This is a genomic window from Flavimaribacter sediminis, assembly GCF_019492055.1.
GTDB classification, from domain to species: domain Bacteria; phylum Pseudomonadota; class Alphaproteobacteria; order Rhizobiales; family Rhizobiaceae; genus Flavimaribacter; species Flavimaribacter sediminis.
In genome coordinates this window covers 1,550,047-1,568,874 of the sequence record NZ_JAICBX010000002.1, presented here as the reverse complement: position 1 = coordinate 1,568,874, position 18,828 = coordinate 1,550,047, and the positions used below count along the sequence as shown (strand labels likewise).

Annotated in this window: 19 protein-coding genes, 1 tRNA gene, 1 pseudogene and 1 riboswitch; of the genes and pseudogenes, 13 read left to right on the top strand and 8 right to left on the bottom strand. The window is 59.3% G+C overall.

Going from position 1 to position 18,828, the window contains the following annotated elements; genetic code table 11:
- Nucleotides 1–4: 4 nt before the first annotated feature.
- The gene (locus K1W69_RS15655) at nucleotides 5–1,948 is read right to left on the bottom strand and encodes a TonB-dependent receptor plug domain-containing protein (RefSeq protein WP_220229235.1); all 1,944 of its coding nucleotides are present in this window, start codon (nucleotides 1,946–1,948) and stop codon (nucleotides 5–7) included.
- Between the two features lie 145 nt (nucleotides 1,949–2,093).
- Nucleotides 2,094–2,305, bottom strand: a riboswitch (cobalamin riboswitch).
- 299 nt (nucleotides 2,306–2,604) lie between these two features.
- Between K1W69_RS15655 and K1W69_RS15650 the strand changes: the two genes are divergently transcribed.
- Complete coding sequence (locus tag K1W69_RS15650; RefSeq protein ID WP_220229234.1) at nucleotides 2,605–3,141, top strand: hypothetical protein; 537 nt, start codon at nucleotides 2,605–2,607, stop codon at nucleotides 3,139–3,141.
- 322 nt (nucleotides 3,142–3,463) lie between these two features.
- Nucleotides 3,464–5,107: a diguanylate cyclase gene (locus tag K1W69_RS15645; RefSeq protein ID WP_220229233.1), complete on the top strand. Its 1,644-nt coding sequence runs from the start codon at nucleotides 3,464–3,466 to the stop codon at nucleotides 5,105–5,107.
- A gap of 8 nt (nucleotides 5,108–5,115) precedes the next feature.
- Here the strand turns inward: K1W69_RS15645 and K1W69_RS15640 are convergent.
- Nucleotides 5,116–5,565 (bottom strand): annotated as a pseudogene (locus K1W69_RS15640) (amino acid ABC transporter ATP-binding protein); the annotation flags it as partial.
- Between K1W69_RS15640 and K1W69_RS15635 the strand changes: the two are divergent.
- Together K1W69_RS15635 and K1W69_RS15630 are read left to right on the top strand one after the other, a co-directional pair.
- Nucleotides 5,564–6,166 (top strand): nucleoside hydrolase, encoded by a 603-nt coding sequence (locus tag K1W69_RS15635; protein ID WP_306308796.1) that lies wholly within the window; start codon nucleotides 5,564–5,566, stop codon nucleotides 6,164–6,166. The pseudogene K1W69_RS15640 and the gene K1W69_RS15635 overlap by 2 nt on opposite strands.
- Nucleotides 6,167–6,236: 70 nt before the next feature.
- Nucleotides 6,237–6,833, top strand: coding sequence for a TetR/AcrR family transcriptional regulator (locus K1W69_RS15630; RefSeq protein WP_220229231.1), 597 nt, complete (start codon nucleotides 6,237–6,239; stop codon nucleotides 6,831–6,833).
- Nucleotides 6,834–7,248: 415 nt separating this feature from the next.
- Here K1W69_RS15630 and K1W69_RS15625 read toward each other — a convergent pair whose 3' ends face one another.
- The 6 genes from K1W69_RS15625 to K1W69_RS15600 all read right to left on the bottom strand — a co-directional run bounded on the left by K1W69_RS15625 (nucleotide 7,249) and on the right by K1W69_RS15600 (nucleotide 11,313).
- Nucleotides 7,249–8,379, bottom strand: a complete 1,131-nt coding sequence (locus tag K1W69_RS15625; RefSeq protein WP_220229230.1) for an ATP-binding protein — start codon at nucleotides 8,377–8,379, stop codon at nucleotides 7,249–7,251.
- Nucleotides 8,379–9,374, bottom strand: a complete 996-nt coding sequence (locus K1W69_RS15620) for an ATP-binding protein (RefSeq protein WP_220229229.1) — start codon at nucleotides 9,372–9,374, stop codon at nucleotides 8,379–8,381. The genes K1W69_RS15625 and K1W69_RS15620 overlap by 1 nt, the downstream gene beginning before the upstream one ends.
- The gene (locus tag K1W69_RS15615) at nucleotides 9,371–9,772 is read right to left on the bottom strand and encodes an ATP-binding protein (protein WP_220229228.1); all 402 of its coding nucleotides are present in this window, start codon (nucleotides 9,770–9,772) and stop codon (nucleotides 9,371–9,373) included. The genes K1W69_RS15620 and K1W69_RS15615 overlap by 4 nt, the downstream gene beginning before the upstream one ends.
- Complete coding sequence (locus tag K1W69_RS15610) at nucleotides 9,769–10,146, bottom strand: STAS domain-containing protein (protein ID WP_370688250.1); 378 nt, start codon at nucleotides 10,144–10,146, stop codon at nucleotides 9,769–9,771. Before K1W69_RS15610 ends, K1W69_RS15615 begins: the two co-directional genes overlap by 4 nt.
- Nucleotides 10,147–10,149: 3 nt before the next feature.
- Nucleotides 10,150–11,010, bottom strand: a complete 861-nt coding sequence (locus K1W69_RS15605; RefSeq protein WP_220229227.1) for an STAS domain-containing protein — start codon at nucleotides 11,008–11,010, stop codon at nucleotides 10,150–10,152.
- 213 nt (nucleotides 11,011–11,223) lie between these two features.
- Nucleotides 11,224–11,313, bottom strand: a tRNA-Ser gene (locus K1W69_RS15600).
- A 315-nt stretch (nucleotides 11,314–11,628) separates the two neighbouring features.
- Here K1W69_RS15600 and K1W69_RS15595 point away from each other — a divergent pair.
- From K1W69_RS15595 to rlmH, 9 genes are all read left to right on the top strand, one after another.
- Nucleotides 11,629–12,276, top strand: coding sequence for a 50S ribosomal protein L21 (locus K1W69_RS15595; RefSeq protein ID WP_220229226.1), 648 nt, complete (start codon nucleotides 11,629–11,631; stop codon nucleotides 12,274–12,276).
- 24 nt (nucleotides 12,277–12,300) lie between these two features.
- Entirely contained in the window at nucleotides 12,301–12,570 is a 270-nt protein-coding gene (gene rpmA, locus K1W69_RS15590; protein ID WP_220229225.1) for a 50S ribosomal protein L27, read from the top strand.
- A gap of 114 nt (nucleotides 12,571–12,684) precedes the next feature.
- Nucleotides 12,685–13,284: a GNAT family N-acetyltransferase gene (locus K1W69_RS15585; RefSeq protein ID WP_258571054.1), complete on the top strand. Its 600-nt coding sequence runs from the start codon at nucleotides 12,685–12,687 to the stop codon at nucleotides 13,282–13,284.
- 117 nt (nucleotides 13,285–13,401) lie between these two features.
- On the top strand, nucleotides 13,402–14,406 hold the full coding sequence (obgE, locus tag K1W69_RS15580) for a GTPase ObgE (protein ID WP_220229223.1): 1,005 nt from the start codon (nucleotides 13,402–13,404) through the stop codon (nucleotides 14,404–14,406).
- A gap of 30 nt (nucleotides 14,407–14,436) precedes the next feature.
- The gene (proB, locus tag K1W69_RS15575; protein WP_220229222.1) at nucleotides 14,437–15,603 is read left to right on the top strand and encodes a glutamate 5-kinase; all 1,167 of its coding nucleotides are present in this window, start codon (nucleotides 14,437–14,439) and stop codon (nucleotides 15,601–15,603) included.
- Between the two features lie 19 nt (nucleotides 15,604–15,622).
- Nucleotides 15,623–16,906: a glutamate-5-semialdehyde dehydrogenase gene (locus tag K1W69_RS15570; protein ID WP_220229221.1), complete on the top strand. Its 1,284-nt coding sequence runs from the start codon at nucleotides 15,623–15,625 to the stop codon at nucleotides 16,904–16,906.
- 34 nt (nucleotides 16,907–16,940) lie between these two features.
- Nucleotides 16,941–17,546: a nicotinate-nucleotide adenylyltransferase gene (locus K1W69_RS15565; RefSeq protein WP_220229220.1), complete on the top strand. Its 606-nt coding sequence runs from the start codon at nucleotides 16,941–16,943 to the stop codon at nucleotides 17,544–17,546.
- Nucleotides 17,547–17,770: 224 nt separating this feature from the next.
- Nucleotides 17,771–18,202, top strand: coding sequence for a ribosome silencing factor (gene rsfS / locus K1W69_RS15560; protein ID WP_370688265.1), 432 nt, complete (start codon nucleotides 17,771–17,773; stop codon nucleotides 18,200–18,202).
- Nucleotides 18,203–18,253: 51 nt separating this feature from the next.
- A complete protein-coding gene (gene rlmH / locus K1W69_RS15555) occupies nucleotides 18,254–18,736 on the top strand; it encodes a 23S rRNA (pseudouridine(1915)-N(3))-methyltransferase RlmH (RefSeq protein WP_220229218.1) in 483 nt (160 codons plus the stop codon).
- The last annotated feature ends 92 nt before the right edge of the window (nucleotides 18,737–18,828 follow it).

Sequence of the window (18,828 nt, the reverse complement as noted above, 5' to 3'; positions counted from 1 at the left end):
CTGATCAGAAACGACCCCTCAGACCGAGATAGAAAGTGCGCGGCGGCGCCAGATAGCCCTGCAACTCTTCATATTCCTCATCGAACAGGTTCTGAACCCGCCCCGTCAACAGAATCTGTTCCGTCAACTGGTGCTGCGCGGTCAAATTCACCACAGTGTAATCGTCGAGCCTGGTCAAATCCGAGCCGTAGGACGGTGCAGTATAATCGAAGTCCCAAAGGTCTGAAACATAACGCAGATCCGCTCCCAGTCGCGTCTTGCCGTTTGGAAACAGATAGGAAACCCGCACGCCAAGTTCATTGCCCGGCCGCCGCACTTCGATCTCGCCATCGGGATCCGAGGCGTCGAGCCAGGTATAGTCCACCCCGAGCGTCAGGCCTGTGACAGGCTCCACCTCGATTGACGCCTCAATGCCCTGCCGATGGCTTTCACCGTCCAGATTGACGGGGGTCGACTCGCCTGTTGCGTAATCATAGGTCGACGAGATCTCGTTGGTCAGATCCTGGTTGAAATAGGTCAGTCCCAGCACAGCGCGATCATTCCAGAGCCGCTGCTCGACGCCGATATCATAGCCTATGCTCTCTTCGGGAATGAGATCGGGATTGCCGATCCATGTGCCCGGATTGTAGCCGAACTGCTCGTACATCGTCGGGTTCTGCACGCCTGTGCCCGCCGATGCATGAAAGCGGGTCGTCTGGTTGGGAAGCAGGTAGGAGACGCCAACTGACCATGTTGTGGTATCCTCGAAATCATCGTTCTGGTCGTAGCGGGCGGTCGCCTGCAGATTCAGCGCGTCATCGAAGAACCCGCCGCGATATTCCAGAACATAGCCGTAAAGCTGCCGCGTCTGCTTCTCCAGCATGGCCGGATCGAAGACCAGGCTGGCGTCGTTGTTCTGGAAAGTTTCCTGCTTGCCTTCAACCAGAAAACTCACGATCTGGCTCGCCGAATCCACTTGTGGCGCATCAAGCGCCAACGTGCCGCGATATCTCAAGTTGGTACGCGTCGTCGTGAAGTCTGACGTCTTGGCGCCGGCGTCCGTATTAATGCTTTCCATGTTGGCGTAGGCGAAGAACAGGTCGCTGCGATAGCGTCCGCCAAAATGGTCTGACCTGACATAGGCGGAGCCGAAGAAATTCTCGATATCCTGCTCAAGATCGGCGCTTGTCAGCAGACCCTCTTCCGTCGCGGCGCCGAAATTGAACTGGTCATTTTCGGAGTTCTGATCGACGTAACGCAGGGTTCCTCCAATGGTGATGTTTTCCGTCAGATCGAATTCGCCGCGTGCATTGAGCGTTGTGTTCGCATCTCCGTCAGCATCCCCGCCGGGCGTGTTGGAAACATCGTAGCCGCCCGTTACCCGGCGCGAGGCCGAGAGGGACAGACGCGCCCGGTTGTTCGCGTAGCGCAGCGACGCGGCTCCGCCGCCGCTTTCCTCGTTGCCGATTTCGGCTTCGGCGGTTCCGTGAAAGCCTTGTTCAGTGGCGGATTTCGTAATGATATTGATGACGCCGCCGATTGCGTTCGAACCGAAGACCGATGATTGCGGGCCGCGCAGCACCTCGATCCGCTCGATATCGTCGGCAAGCAGATTGGAGAAATCATAGCCGCCGCTCGCCGGATTGTTGACTTCGATACCGTCGATCAGCACCAGCGTGTGATTGCCTTCCGCCCCACGGATTCGAACCTGGGTGAGACCTCCAACGCCGCCGGTCTGACTGACCTCGACGCCGGGCAAGGCGCGCAATGCGTCGGCGGCGTGGCGAACCTGCTGACGCTCCAGATCTTCGGCGGTGACGACAGTGACAGAGCGGCCATATCGCTCGGCTTCAATCGGCGTGAGGCCGCCGCCGACGATGATTGTGTCGAGCAAAAAAGGCGTGACGTCCTGTGCGGATGCGGCGCAGGAAAACAGCAGAGATCCTGCCACTGTGAGCGTACGATTCATGAAAATATCCCAATTGCACGGGCGATCCTCCTGGATGCGCCGTTGACCAGACATGTCCTGGGATTGGGGCTGGCCCTGATCCGTAGACGGTTGCAGATGCCACCACTACGGATAGTCCGCTGTTCCTCGCGCGCCCCGCGCAAGAACCGGGTGAGCCGCTCTGGCAGGTCTCCTGACTTGCGGGTCATCGCAGAGGCCGGCCTTCCCACGGATTTCGTTTCCGCAGTGGCGTATTCGGCTCTGCTCTCCGCTTACAGTTGCGGGGGCAGTTACGGAATTGACGACCCTTGGGCCGACGCACCGTATTCCCTGTTGGCTGGACGGTGAACCGTCCGAACCAGAGCACGCAAATTTCTGGTGGACGCCGGACTGATTGTCAAGGGCGCGAAGTAGACTGTTGGATGTCCTGGTATTGACGGCGGCAGAACAGCTTCAAGATAGGTCGACGTCTGTCGACCCAAAGACGAAAAAGCTGTCTGCAATGCTGCAGTCTCCCGGACCGTTTTTTGAAAAGAAGCCCCCGGATTGAGAGCGCAGAAAAATCTGTTGGATGTGGCAAAGAATTCTTTCTTGAAGACAAACGCGATTCAGGAATATTGTACCGCGAATCAACCAGAAGGTTGACTTTCGATTTTTACCCATTGAGGAGTAGGCCCATGAAACTGCGTCATATACTTGCATTGTCGACTACACTTGCTCTGACGACAGGAGGCGCGTCTTACGCGATGGAAATCTCCGACATCGTGCCTGCGTCCGGCGACACGCTCGTCGTTTACAAGCAGACCGGAGATTGGACAGTCTATTCCGACGCTGACCGCGGAAGCTGTCTGATCGAGCGGTCCGACGATGACGGCAACGCCATGCAGATGGGCATGACAAAGGATCTGTCGGCGGTTTATGTCGGGGTCTTTACCCAGAAAGACGCAAAAATCGACCCGCAAACGCCAATCGCGATCGCCGTCGACGGCAAGGTCTACGCCGGTGAATCCTATGGCGTGCGCAGCGGACAGCTGAAAGGCAACTATTCCGGCGGTTACGTCCTGTCGAACGATCCGGGATTTGTCGATGCAATCGCGAAAGGCCATGAATTATTGGCTTTCCCGGACAAGCCGTGGTTCTTTATCATCGACCTTACGGGAACGTTCAAGGCGATCGATGCGGCCAAGGAATGCCATAAGTCGCTTGTGAACTGATATAGGGCCGGTCCGAGAGCGGGTGCCCTGACGCCTGTTTCAGCAGGAAATTGTATAGTCGCCCGGCCGGATAGCGCATCCGGCTGCAGAATGTCGAGCGCAGTCCGGCGACAGATGTTGTCTGGCGCGCATTCTTCTGCGGTTTTGAAATTGTGGTCAGGCGCCATTGCACAGTGGCGCCTGACCAGACGGAAATAGACTTTGTTAATGTATGCAATTAATATTTTGTATTTCGTAATTTGTTTGCAACCATGATAATGTACTCACCTGGTTGCCGAGCAACATTCAGTCTATTGCCATAAGGACTGCCGCAGGGATCCGCGTGAACAACTCGTTTCTATTTTTGCTGTTTGCAGACATCCTGGCGATCGCCATGGTTTTTGGAATCCTTCGTTCTCCAAGGAGCCCGGGTCAGCGGGCCTTTGCGCTGTCCGGTTTCGCCGCCATGTGGTGGATCACCTGTGTGGTCCTGCGAATCAACACGCCCGATCTCAACACGAAGATTCTGTTCTGCGAGCTGGCCTGGTTCGGCATCGCCGGAGCGCCGCTTTACTGGGCTTTGGGTTTTCTCAGCTATGCGGGAGGCAAACGCATCGAGACGTACCGGCATCTCGTGCTGATTGGCGCGGTGAGCGCCTTCATCTGCGTTATTGCGCTAACCAATGACTGGCATAACTGGCTATATACGGGCGTCACCAACGTGGAGCGGCCAAGCTTCTCCCATGGCTGGTTCTTCTTCGCGGTGCTCGGGATGGTCTACGCCGCCATTTCCGCCACCGGAATATCGGTCATCTTCATGGCGCGCCGGCGCGCCGGAAGCCACCGCCTGCAATTCGCGACTCTTATCGCCGCAATGTCGCTTCCCTGGATTGCAAACGCCGCGTTCGTCTTCCGGGAATTTCGAATTTTCAATGACGATCCGACGCCTTTCGCCTTCGCTCTGACCGCGGTGGTGATGTTGGTGGTCCAGTCTTTCGGCAGACTGTTCCATGCGCCGCCCATCGCCCGCGACATCATATTCACGGTTCTGCCGGATCCGGTTATCGTTCTCGACAGCAAAAAACGCATCCTCGAGCTCAATCCCGCCGCGCGAAAACTGCCCGGACTGCCCGAACGGCCGATCGGCAACATTCTCGACGAACGCCATCCGCTGTCGGCTATGGCCGACGCCCCCCTGCCCGGTAACGACAATGCCCCCTTGGTCAGTTTCAAGGAAATTGGCAAAACATACGAAGTTTCGTCCCAGGTGGTGAAACCCTGGGGACGGAGCGCGGGAAAGATGCTGGTGCTAAGGGACGTCACGCTGCGAAAGGCGGCGGAAGACAGAATGACGGTTATGTCCCGGGACCTTCAAATGCGCCTGGAGGAAAACATCCGGCTTCAGAACCTCCTGAAGGAAGACGCCATACGCGACCCGCTGACGGAACTGCATAACCGGCGTCACGCCAACGACATTCTGCCCCTGATTATCGAAAACGCCCGGCAGGGCGAGGAAGTCGCCGTCATCCTGATCGACATCGACAATTTCAAGCAGGTCAATGACCGGTTCGGACACGCTGTCGGAGACACAGTGCTCAAGGCGTTTGCGGACATGCTCAATGATGAGGTTCGCGAGGGAGAACATGTCTTTCGCTATGGCGGCGAGGAATTTCTCTTCGTCATTCCGGGCACCAACCGGGAGCGTGTGCAACGCAGATGCGCCGAGTGGCGCGCACGGATCGGCGACGCGCGCATGGACGAACTCGGCGACATGCGACTGACATTCTCGTCGGGCATCGCCTTTTCGCCGCAGACCGGATCGACGCTCGAATCAGTCACAACGGCCGCCGACGTCGCCTTGTATCGCGCCAAGATAAGCGGCCGCAATCGCGATGTTTTCTGGGGCGAATTCCTTGCCGGCGCCAAACCGGGCTCCTGGCGGGAACCCGACGATTCGGCGGATCCGCAGGAAAATTCCATCGCCTAAGCGGTCTGTCACAGAACGCGTAAGAGAAATTCCCTGGTTCTCGGATTTTTGGGCGCGGCGATCATCTCGCGCGGATCGCCCCGTTCGACGACCAACCCGTCATCCATGAAAATGAGCTGGTCGCCCACCTCGCGCGCAAATCCCACTTCGTGTGTGACGACAACCATCGTCATACCGCTGTTGGCGAGATCACGCATGACCTGGAGCACCTCTCCGACCAGTTCCGGATCAAGCGCAGACGTCGGCTCGTCGAAAAGCAGGACTTTCGGTTTCATGGCAAGCGCGCGGGCGGTCGCGGTGCGTTGCTGTTGCCCGCCGGACAGTTCGCGCGGATAGCTCTTCGCCTTGTCGGCGAGACCGACGCGATCGAGGAGTTCCAGCGCTTCTTTTCGTGCTTGTGCGCCTGACACGCCCCGGACCCGCATCGGCGCCTCGATCAGGTTCTCCAGGGCCGTCATGGACGCGCCGGAAGGCGACCTGACCGTCTGCACGCTCGGACCGATGACCAATCTTGCAATGGCGATGACCATGGAGCCGCGGATCATCAAGCGGATCCGCGAAGTGGTGCTCATGGGCGGCGGTTATTTCGAGGGAGGCAATGCTACGCCGGCGGCGGAATACAATATTTATGTCGACCCGTACGCGGCTCACAAGGTCTTTGAATCCGGCGTTCCGCTGACGATGGCGCCGATTGACTGCACCTACACGGCCCTGACGACCCCTGAGTGGCTTCAAAGCTTGCGGGCTACGGGAAAACGCGCCGCGATCGAAGCCGCCAACCTCGCCGACTTCTATCGCAAGTACGGCGATCACAAGTTTCCGACAGAGGGTCGACCGATCCACGACGCTTGCGTGATGGGGTATCTGCTCGCGCCGGAAATCTATGAGCAGAAGCAGTGCAACGTCACCATCGAGACATCATCGCCGGAGACCATCGGCATGACGCTGGTCGACTGGTGGCATGTCACCGGAAAACCGCGAAACTGCAACGTGCTCCGCCGGATCGACCCCGATCCCTTCTTTTCCCTGATGCTGAACTGCATCGCCACGTTGCCTTGACGGACATGGTGGCTCACCCTAAACGCGGGGCCTGCCCCTGCAAAAGGCAGCGGCATAGGGGAACGGTCAAGTGACGAAGAGCCAGGCAGACGAAGCCAACGGGCAACGGCGCCGCGCAACGCTCAGCCGTGACGCATGGATCGTTGCGGCCGCGAGCGTGCTGGAGCGGCGCGGCATTTCTGCGGTCAAGATCGACGTCCTTGCCCGCAAGCTCAAAGTGACCCGCGGAAGTTTCTATTTCCATTTCAAAGGCTTGAAAGACCTCCACGAAAGCCTGCTCGACACCTGGCGCACACGAAACTGCAGACCATTCGAGATGATCGCAGAGCGCACGGATCTGCGGGCGGTCGATCTGTTTAACGTCGTCTGCGCCGTTTGGGTCGATGAAAGACCGTTCAGCCCGTCACTGGACCTTGCGGTCCGCGACTGGTCGCGCACATCGCGCAAGCTCGCAGCCGAGATGTCGGAGGCGGACGACCTCCGTCTCACGCTCCTGAAACGCTCCTTTCTCGAGATGGGTTATTCCGAGGACGAAAGCACCGTGCGCGCGCGCACAACCTATTTCCATCAGATCGGATATTACGCGATTTCCTACGCGGAGCCCTCAGCCGAGAGAAAGCGGCTCCAGCCGATCTTCGCCGACGTGCTTCTCGGCAAACCGCAGTAGACCGTGGAGCACGTGCATTTCCGACCGGTCCGCCGATTAACGCAACAAGCGCAATTCGACCGCTACGACGATCGCCATCCGGTTCTGATAAGTTCAGCTTGGCAGTAGATAACCAAGATCTGCTCTTTGTCGTCTGCCTCGATCCCGACATCTCTGGGAACATCTGCGGCTATTCTTCGTTGAGTAGGAACATTCACAGTTGGAGAAAGCAGATGCACAGTATCTTTTATATCATCGGAGTTGTCGTGGTGATCGGGCTTATCCTCGGCTTTGTATTCTAGACCACCAGTCCCTGGTCCGCAGTTGAGGACGCTTCCAATTGCCAAATTGCGGCTTCGTCCGCACCGGTTCAAGTCGCGCCGGTTTTAATGCGGGCCCAAGCGCTGGAATGATTGAAACGGGTCGCAGGTAAGAATTACCCTTCTCCGTGCGCGTCCAGTTCTATAGCGACGGAAAGTCCGTCCGTACCATCAACCTGAAGGGCTGCGTTCAGTTTACGAACGCTGCCCTGCACAATTTTCCAGCCAAGGGAGCGGGATTTTCGAAGAGTTTTCTCGGCGTCGACGATCCCCGGACCGTTGTCTCTGACTGTCAACCTGACTTTGCTCCCAACTCGCTTCGCATCGACCCACACTTTTCTTTCCGATGACTGGTCAGCAGACACATGCTTGACCGCGTTCGTCAGCAGTTCATTGACGATAAGCCCGATTTCGGTGGCGGCGTCGAACGATATCATGAGGGGCTCGCAATCGACCTCGATCGCGATGCGGCTCTGGTCGAAAGCCAGTCGAAGACGGTCCGCCAGATCTTCGATGTGCTGCTTGAGATCGACCTGTGAAACATCTTCAGCCTGATGCAAAAGATTATGCGCATTGGCGAAGGCCTGTATACGTCCCGTGAAATCGGTGAGCGCCTTTCGCGTTTCTTCGGAAGAAGATTGTCTCGCCTGCATCATGGCCAGGGATTGAATGATCGCCAGATTGTTCTTGGTTCTGTGATGCATCTCCCTCAGGAGGTATTGCTGCGCGGCCAGGGCGTCGCGAAGCGCGCGATTCTGTTCGGTCAATTCCTCCAGCGGCGAACCATGAGCCGCCTTGACCAGCGCGTCCGCCGCGGCCTTCGCAAGCTCCGACGCTGATCCGCTGAGTTTCAGATTCAGCTTCAGGTCGACAATCGTACCTGTCTCACCGGTCTCGATGGAAAAGTCGTCGACCAGCTTCTGTGATCCTGAAAGACCCAAACCCGGCCCGGTATGGGCCTGGTGTCGATTGCGCAGAAAACTCGCCAGATCCGCGATGCCGCCGCCGTGATCCTGAACGCGTGCGACCAGGCACAAAGCCTGCTTGGTTTCGGAGAACGAAAACTCCGCGACCCCTTCCTTGCCATACTGAAAAGCGTTCCGTGCGATCTCGGAAACCGCGGTCGCGAACCGGATCTGGTCTCGATTGTCGGCGCCGCCTACTTTCGCGATCAGCCGCGCAGATCGTCGCGTATGGGAAACGTCCGTATCCTGTTCCAGCGAAATGGAGGTGACCACGGATTTCATCAAGGATGCCTCACCACCAATACTCCGGCGTCATCGGTTCCCCTTCTTTTGAGCTTATAGAAGCCGGCTGCAATTATCTCCGCGCTTCGGTAAAGCAAAGCGCCAGGATCCGGCGCCGCGGAACTCGTCTTCAATCCGTCGGTCGCCAGTATCAGAGTAGATCCCGGACGCCACTCATGCTCGGTCACGCGGACGCGCGCATTCGCGGATCCGACAATTCCCGGCTGGGACGGAATGCCGTTGCGACCGCCATCCGGGTGAATGATGTCGCCCTTGATATTGCCGATCCCTATGCATCGCAACAAGCCGGGTCCATGGGGAATCTCGATTGTCAAAGCCGCAGCTCCGCGCCCGTCGCGAAGCGCTTCACTGACCGAGCGCTCGCGTTCTTCCAGGGAAACCGAACCGGCTTTCTCGAACGCCTGAAATCCGGATCTGGCGTCGCGCGCGGCTTTTGGGCCATGACCGAGCACGTCCATCAACATGACCGTCGTCGCGTCTTCGTCGACATGGCTGGCGTAGATGTCTCCGCCCTCTTCGAAATCGGCCATGGGAACCACAAGGCCCGCCAAGTCGTAATAGGATGGAGGCGCTTCCAAATCGCCGACCTTGGCGAGCACGATCGTGCCGGTCGGCGCACTGAAGATGTCGAATGCATCGGCCATCCGGCGCATCGCGCCGAGGCCGCCGCCGATACCGCGCCTTTTCTCGGTAGACGTGGTGTATCCGTCGGCCATCGCAACTTCGACGTTGGGGATACCCGGTCCGCTATCAACGGCATGCACAACGACACGTCCCGCACCGGTGCTTTTTTCTACACCGACGAGAATTTCACCGTTTCGCGCATGACGCACCAGATTCGTGCCGGCTTCGGTCACAACGATCGCCAGCCGGTCAAGATGTTCGGACGACAGCCCAATGCTCTTTCCCAGATTCAAGGCAAACCGCCGTGCGGCGCCGATCTGGCTTTCCTCTTCAACAGCGACAGATATCATCGAGGGCCACATTCCAGCGATACGCGTGTTCCACTTCCCGGCGTCGATACGATCTCGAATTGGTCGACAAGGCGTTTGGCTCCACCCAATCCAAGTCCGAGACTTTTCCCTGTGCTGAACCCGTCTCTGAGCGCTGCATCGACATCCTCAATCCCGGGACCCCGGTCAGTGCACACGGCCAAAGCCCTTTTCCGCCCTGAGGCTTCGGCCAGATGGAACGTGATCACGCCGCCCTGTCCGTAATTGATCGCGTTCCTTGCGATTTCCGAGACAGCGGTCACGAATTTCGTACGCTTGATCGCCGAAGCTTCGATTTCAACCATCAACTCACCGGCAACCTGTCTGGCATAGGCGATGTCGCCATGCGTTTTAAGTGTGACCGACTTTCTAAGGGTCAAGAGATTTTTTGCCTGTCGCCCGTTATGGCGTTTATTGCACGATCGGCGTTCAGGGCGGTTTCGACGCCCTCCAAAGTCATTCCAAGTTCGACGAGCGTCATGGCCACCGCCGGACGCATTCCGACGACGATAGTGCGCGCGTTCATCACCTGAGCCATCTGCGCCATCGCCGCCAGCATCCGTCCTGCGAACGTGTCTACTATCTCCAGTCCGGAGATGTCGATGACGACGCCATGGGCGCTTTGTCGCGCAACCTCGTCAACAAGCTGGTCTTGCAGGGCGACAATCTCCTGGTCATCGAGATCGTCACGAATGGCGACCACGACACAGCCATTTATGGTCATCATTGGACTGGGTCGAGCGGGTTCGTGCACGTGTTATCCTCTTGCCACGGTAACGCCGACACGATCGAACGCGTAAGCCAGTCCGCTCTCCAGATCGACGCGAGTCGTGATGTTCGGCAGTTCCACACCGAGGTTCACGACAGTTTGGGCGATCTTCGGGCTGATGCCGCAAATGACGCACTCCGCGCCCATCAGCCGCACGGCTGCAGCTGTTTTCAAAAGATGCTGGGCAACCAGCGTATCGACGGTGGAAACACCTGTTATATCGATGATTGCCACCTCGGCTTCCCATTGTACGATAGCGTCAAGGATATTCTCCATAACCGTCTGGGCTCGAAATGAATCAAGCGTGCCAATCAAAGGGACGGTCACAATACGATCCCAGATTTTGACCACAGGCGCAGACACTTCGGTCATCTCGGCCCGCTGCCGCTCGATCGTTGCTTCCCGCTTCTCGACTAGGGACTCAATTGCGTGAAGACTGATCTGATCAATGAGCCGGGTGGAGTTCCACATCTCCCGCATGAACTCAGTCGGTTTATCGGCAAGTTCGGTATGCAGTATCTCGAACAGAGGTTGTTTCAGCGAACCGATAAACCAGCCCATCTCGGTGGTCGAAACACCACGCTGCGTTCTATTCTCTGTAATAGTTTCGAGCACATCTCTGATCGGATCCCATACGGTCTCGGTCAGATCAAGTTCGCTGTCGACGGCGGCGTCCGGCAATGCATCGGCTATCGCGGAAAGAAGATCGCGGCTTTGTTCTTTCGACTCCTCGGCCGAAACGAGGTCTGCGCGCTTGACGCCCTCTTTCGTCTGAGCCTTCAACCAGCCACTCAGAACACGATCGAAGTCTGTCGAAAGGATCGCGGCCATGGTGTTCTTGTTTGGCATGTTTCGATTTCGCCTTTTTACTGTTTTGCCTGCAATATAGCACCGGGATTGGGCGCGCATAGTAGTGAACGCCGATTTATCCGCGCCCAATCGATTTGGCAGACGGTCCGGTCGTCGATTGAGCGGAGCTGGACCACATAAGGAATGGATGACGGGAGAGGGAACAGGGGCATCCAATCAATTATCTGATTCGATTGGACATTTTCACATGTATGGCGGAGAGGGGGGGATTCGAACCCCCGATACGGTTGCCCGTATGCCGCATTTCGAGTGCGGTGCTTTCGACCACTCAGCCACCTCTCCTGAAGGCGCTTGTCGGCGCGTGGTCCGGCGCGGGCGCTGTCATAGGCACAAATCGGGTCGCGCACAAGCCCAAACTGCTCCGGAATCGCGCTTCTCGCCTTGACTTTGCAACCGCAGTCCCGTATCTGCGCGCTATCGATGGCGTGAGGTGACTTGCGCCATAAGTTTTTGGCAGGATTGCGCACACGCGCAAACCGCTGACGAACCGCCGAACGGAAAGGCTCACAGCTGACCGGACGGCAACCCGAAACAGACTGGATAAAAAGACGGCTGGGCGATGCGCCACAAGCCGTACTGAACATGGAAAGGTAAAAAATGTTCGCAGTCATCAAGACAGGCGGTAAGCAGTACACCGTTTCCGCCGACGACCTGCTGAAGGTCGAGAAGCTTACAGGCGAAACCGGCGACACGGTTGAATTCGGCGAAGTTCTTATGGTCGGCGAAGGCGCCGACGCCACGATCGGAACGCCCTTCGTGGACGGAGCCATGGTTACGGCGGAAGTCGTCGAGCAAGGTCGCGCCCGCAAGGTCATCGCCTTCAAGAAGCGCCGTCGCCAGAACTCGAAGCGCACGCGCGGCCATCGCCAGCACGAGACGACGATCCGCATCTCCGAGATTCTGACAGGAGGCGCAAAGCCGTCGAAGAAGGCGGCAGCCAAGAAGGCTGACAGCGCGCCCAAGGCTGAAGCCAAGGCTGCGCCGAAAAAGGAAGAGGCCAAGGCTGAATCCGCCGTTTTCACTACGCCCGAAGGCGAGCCCGACGACCTCAAGAAAATCTCCGGCGTCGGCCCGGCATTGGAAAAGAAGCTGCATGCAGCAGGCGTGACCCAGTTCGCGCAAATCGCCGCATTCAGCAAGGAAGACATCGCGAAGCTCGACGACACGTTGAACTTCAAGGGCCGCATCGAGCGCGACGACTGGCTGGGCCAGGCGAAGGCTCTGGCCGAAGAAGCCAAGAAGTAATCGAGCGGGTAAAGGAGTAGACCAATGGCACACAAGAAAGCTGGCGGTTCGTCGCGCAACGGTCGCGATTCAGAATCCAAACGCCTCGGCGTGAAAAAGTTCGGCGGCGAAGCCGTGATCCCGGGCAACATTATCGTGCGTCAGCGCGGCACCAAATGGCATCCGGGCCAGGGCGTTGGCATCGGCAAGGATCACACGATCTTCGCCACTGTGGAAGGCAATGTGAACTTCCGTCAAAAAGCCAACGGCCGCACATATGTGTCCGTAATGCCGTATGCGGAAGCAGCGGAATAGCCGGTTAAAGTCTTAACAGCCGGCGTCTCATCGACCCGGCTGAGAAATCAGACCAAAAGTTCAAGGGAGATGGGGCGCCATCTCCCTTTTCCTTTGCAACTGGAGGTCTTGATCATGGGACGGCAAGAACGGGAAGATGAAAGCAGCAGTGATCGGGGCGGCTGCCCTGTTCTGGTCACCGAAAGACTGGTGCTGAGAGCGCCGCACAAGGAAGACACCGACGCGATCGCGTGTCTCGCCAACAATGTGCGGGTCGCGACCATGGTGTCTCGCATGCCGCACCCCTATACGCGCAAGGACGCGGCGGAGTTCATCAAGCGAACGAAAACCGGGGCGCTCGGCAAATGTATCTATGCTGTGACGGATGCCGACAATGGCCGCTTCCTTGGCTGCTGCGGCGTCGAACCCCAGCAGGACGCAGTGACGCTGGAACTCGGCTACTGGATCGGCGAGCCTTTCTGGGGGAAAGGTTATGCGACGGAAGCCGCCCACGCCGTCATCGACATGGCCTTCCGCACGCGCGACATCGAGTTCATCGATGTGCGCTGCAGGGTGACCAATCCCGGGTCTCGGCGGGTGATCCACAAATGCGGTTTCCAGTTCCAGGGCACCGGCATGGTGACGTCGCTGGCGCTGGGGGCGTCCGTGCCTGTCGAATGGTACCGGCTGGACCGCAAGACCTGGATTTCGCTCAGAAGCTGGGCCGCTGCGTGAAGCCAATCAATCGGCGTTGCCCGCGACAATTGACGTTTGCGGGCAACGCTTTATCAAGAAGACCTTGCGAAAGGGCCGGCGACGGCCACGCCGCATGGAAAACGGAATGCTGAAACGATGAAATTTCTCGACCAGGCGAAAGTCTATATCCGATCAGGCGACGGCGGCGCCGGCTCGGTGTCTTTCCGCAGGGAAAAATATATTGAGTTCGGCGGTCCGGACGGCGGCGACGGCGGACGCGGCGGCGATGTCTGGGTAGAAGCCGTCCAGGGCCTCAACACATTGATCGACTACCGTTACCAGCAGCATTTCAAGGCGAAGACCGGCATGCACGGGATGGGGCGCAATCGCACCGGCGCCGGCGGCGCGGACGTGACGATGAAGGTTCCGGTCGGCACCCAGGTCTACGAGGAAGACAACGAGACGCTGATCTGCGACCTGACGGAGGAAGGCCAGCGTTTCCTGCTTGCCGCCGGCGGCAATGGCGGTTTCGGCAACGCGCATTTCAAGACCTCCGTCAACCAGGCGCCCAGGCGCGCCAATCCCGGCCTGCCCGGCGTCGAAAAAACCATCTGGCTGCGTCTCAAGCTGATCGCCGACGCCGGATTGATCGGCCTTCCGAATGCCGGCAAGTCCACTTTTCTCGCAACCGTCACCCGCGCCCGGCCGAAGATCGCCAGTTACCCGTTCACGACGCTTCATCCCAATCTGGGGGTTGCGACCGTGGACGGCCACGAATTCGTCATCGCCGATATTCCCGGACTGATCGAGGGCGCGCACCAGGGCGTCGGCATCGGCGACCGGTTTCTGGGCCATGTGGAGCGCACGCGCGTCCTCCTGCACCTCGTCTCGGCGCAGGAGGAAGACGTCGCAGCCGCATGGAAGACGGTCCGCGCGGAGATCGAGGCGTACGGGCATGGCCTTTCCGACAAGCCGGAAATACTGGCGCTTGCACAGTGCGACATCCTCGACGACGACGAGCGGGCGCGAAAGAGCGAGGCGTTGCAGGCCGTTGCAGGCAAGGCGCCGCTGGTGCTATCTGCGGTCACCGGCGAAGGCATGACGGACGCGCTGCGCGCACTGCGAGCCGCCATCGACCAGACGGTCGACGCCGAAGAGTGACGCAACACACCGGACAATGATGGTTTGAGAATGGGCAATAGGGGCAAGCAGCTGCGCGATTACCGCAGGGTGGTCATAAAGATCGGCTCCGCCCTGCTGGTTGACCGCGCCCGCGGCCTGCGCCACGCCTGGCTGGAGGGGCTGTGCGCGGATATCGCCGCCCTGCACGCCACGGGCGTGGAGATCATTGTCGTCTCCTCCGGCGCCATTGCGCTTGGCCGCACCATTTTGCCCTCCGGATCCGCGCTCGCCAGGGCGAAGAGCCTGAGGCTCGAGGAAAGCCAGGCCGCAGCCGCCATCGGTCAGATCGCGCTCGCCAAGGCCTGGTCGGAAACGCTGTCCGCAAACAACATTCTCGCCGGTCAGCTGCTGCTGACATTGGAAGACACCCGCGCGCGGCGCAACTATCTAAACGCCCGCGCCACGATCGGGCAGTTGCTTAAGCTTCGCGCTATTCCCGTCATCAACGAAAACGACACCGTCGCCACCTCCGAGATCCGCTACGGCGACAATGACCGGCTGGCGGCCCGCGTCGCAACCATGGCCGGCGCGGACTTGCTGGTGCTGTTATCCGATGTCGACGGGCTGTACACGGCGCCGCCAGGCGTCGACCCGCAGGCGCAGTTCATCGACTACGTGCCTGAAGTCACGGCCAGCGTTTTCGAGATGGCGGGCGACGCCGGATCGGAATTGTCGCGCGGCGGCATGAAGACGAAGATCGAGGCCGGCCGCATCGCGACCGGCGCCGGCTGCGCCATGATCATAGCGTCCGGCAAGGTGGATCACCCGATCGCCGCCATCGACGACGGCGCGCGCCACACCTTCTTTGCGGCGCGCAACGCCCATGTCACCGCGCGCAAGACCTGGATCGCGGGCCAACTGCAGCCGGCCGGCGTCTTCACCATCGACGAGGGCGCCGCAGCGGCGCTGCTTTCAGGCAAAAGCCTGCTTCCGGCTGGCGTAAGACATATCGACGGCAGTTTCGAACGCGGCGACACGATTGTCATCCGCAATCTCGAAGGCCGGGAAATTGCCCGGGGTCTTTCCGCCTATGGCGCCGAGGAGGCCACCCGGATCGCCGGCCGCAAATCGTCCGAGATCATCGACATTCTCGGCTATGCAGGCCGCACCGCGATGATCCACCGCGACGACATGGTGTTGACAGTCGGTGATTTAGCAACGAATGAAGATGGTTAAAAAGACAGGGAGCGAGAGGATGCTGGAACAATCGGCAAGCCGCGGCGACATCGCCGAACTGATGGCGGCCCTCGGCCGGAACGCCAGGCAAGCCAGCGCAAGGCTTGCAACCGCGCCGACCGCCGCCAAGGACAGCGCGCTCGACGCCATGGCCGACGCCATTCTCGCGGGCCGCAATAATATCCTGGCCGCCAACGTGATCGACATGAAAAACGCCGAGGAGGCCGACATGGCGCCCTCCTTTCGAGACCGGCTGAAGCTGGACGCCGATCGGGTGAAGGCGATGGCGGACGGCATCCGGGCGATAAGAGACTTGAAGGATCCGGTCGGCGACGTGATCGCCGAATGGTCGCGGCCGAACGGCCTGAAGATCGAGCGCGTACGCACGCCGCTCGGCGTCATCGGCGTGATCTACGAAAGCCGACCGAACGTGACGGCCGACGCCGGCGCGTTGTGCCTGAAAGCCGGCAATTCCGTGATCCTGCGCGGCGGTTCGGATTCGATCAATTCGTCCACTGCCATCCACGATTGCCTTGTCGAAGGGCTGAAGAAGGCGGGACTTCCCGAACACGCCATCCAGATCGTGCCGACGACGGATCGCGCGGCGGTTGGCGAAATGCTGAAAGGGCTCGACGGCGCCATCGATGTGATCGTGCCGCGTGGCGGCCGAAGCCTGGTGGAACGTGTGCAGTCTGAAGCGCGAGTGCCCGTCTTCGCGCATCTGGAAGGCCTCTGCCACCTCTATGTGGACAAGTCAGCCGATATCGACATGGCGGTGAAAATCGCAGTGAACTCCAAACTCCGCCGCACCGGCATATGCGGAGCAGCCGAAACCCTGCTCGTCGATCGGGACGCCGCCGACACGCATCTGGCGCCTGTCCTGACGGCCCTGGCGGAGGCCGGCTGCGAGATCCGCGGCTCGGATGAGGTCTGCGCCCGGTTCGACAAGGCGAAACCTGTAACCGAGGCCGACTGGTCTACGGAATACCTCGATGCGATCATTTCCGTGGCGCTTGTCGACGGCGTCGGCGGCGCGATCGACCACATCGCCCGCTGGTCGTCCAACCACACCGAAGCGGTCATCGCCGAGGATCCGGCTGTGGTTGAGCGTTTTTTCAACGAGATCGATTCGGCGATCCTGCTACACAACGCCTCGACGCAATTCGCCGACGGCGGCGAATTCGGCATGGGCGCCGAGATCGGCATCGCAACCGGCAAGATGCACGCCCGCGGACCGGTGGGCGTCGAGCAACTCACCTCGTTCAAATATCGCGTCCGGGGTTCCGGACAAACGCGTCCCTGAGCCGGTGACGGCGAATTCCGACCTGGCGCAGGCCATGCGCACGCCTCATGCCGAAAAAGGCATGGCCGTTGGCCTGTTTGGAGGATCGTTCAACCCGCCGCACGCCGGTCATGCGCTTGTGGCGGAGACGGCGCTGCGCCGGCTTCGCCTCGACCAACTCTGGTGGATGATCACGCCGGGCAATCCGCTGAAGAACACCGCTGACCTGGCCGGCATGGCCGAAAGACTGCAATGGTGCAGGGAAATCGCCGACGATCCGCGCATCCGGTTCACCACCTTCGAGGCGGCCCATAATTTCCGTTATACTGAGGAGACCTTGCGCTATCTGCGCCGGCGCAACACCGGGGTCAATTTCGTATGGATCATGGGCGCCGACAGTCTGGCGGGTTTTCACCGCTGGCAAAACTGGCGCAACATCGCCGAAACCGTGCCGATCGCCGTATTCGACCGGCCAGGCTCGACGCTGGCGTACCTGTCTTCGCGCATGGCCAAAACCTATGACTTCGCGCGGGTCGACGAAGACGACGCAGCGCTTCTCGCGCGCATGAAACCGCCTGCCTGGACCTTCATCCATGGACCGCGATCAGCGCTTTCATCAACCGCGATTCGCAGGGGCGAGGCCGATCCGAGCGGTCTGTGACGGCGAGAAAATTCGTCAAATGCGAGAAAATCGAAACATTTCGCGCAAAATCGTGATGGCCACCGTCTTGAAACCTAAACAAAACCATGGCTATTCTTGTCTCATGATTTGCGATGCGGCTATCATGCAGAGCAGGTTTCGACCCTCCCCTTACAATCGAGTAGCGGAGACCGGCCTTGTGCGGCAGGTATTGAGTCCCATATTGCAAATCTGATGAGGTTGTTCTGGTACAGAAAGGGAAAACGCTGAGAACAGCACAAAGCAAGGGAAGTATCGCTGATATTTCCTCTACCGTCATGGAGAGCGGCGCCGCCGCCCTACATGCGTTGAAACTGGTCCTCGCCAGCCTCGAGGAATCCAAATCGGAAGACGTCGTCTCCATAGATATTACGGGCAAGTCCGCGCTGGGCGACTACATGGTGGTCGCATCGGGACGGTCGAGCCGTCATGTCACGGCGATCTGCGACCATCTGCTTCGCGACATGAAGTCCGCCGGATACGGAAATCTCCGTGTCGAGGGATTGTCTACAGGCGACTGGGTGTTGATCGATACTGGCGACATCATCATCCACGTGTTCCGCCCCGAAATCCGGGAGTTCTACAATATCGAGAAATTGTGGATGGCTCCGGACATCGAGGAAGGCACCGTCCACTAGGCGTTCCAGTGGACGCAAATCGCTGGCTTATCCAGGCGTATGCGAGGCTGAATGCGGGTGACAATTTGCGCCGTGGGCCGGCTGAAATCCGGCCCCGAAAGAGATCTTTCAGCGCGCTATATCGACCGGTTCGCGAAATTCGGCCCGTCGCAAGGTCTGGATTTCAATCGCGTGATCGAACTGCCGGAAAGCCGGGCGTCCAACGCCAACACGCGCATGCGCGATGAATCCGCCGCGATCGAGGCCGCCCTGCCCGGCGACAGCCTGCTTGTCGTCCTCGACGAACGGGGCAAGGCGCCAGGTTCCGAACAATTCGCCGAAATGCTGGGAAACTGGCGCGACGCCGGACGCCGCGATCTTGCGATCGCAATCGGCGGCGCAGACGGGCATGACGAAGCCTTGCGATCGAAAGCCGACGCCGTTTTGTCCTTCGGACGCATGACATGGCCGCATCAGGTCGTGCGGATATTGCTTGCCGAACAACTCTATCGCGCGGCGACGATCCTGGCAGGCCATCCCTATCACCGCTCCTGACGCAGCGTCGATGACTGCCCGCAGGATGCATGTTTTGCGTCTTTTCAACCCTGCCTTATCCATGCCACGCTTGACTGTCACAGGCAAAAGTC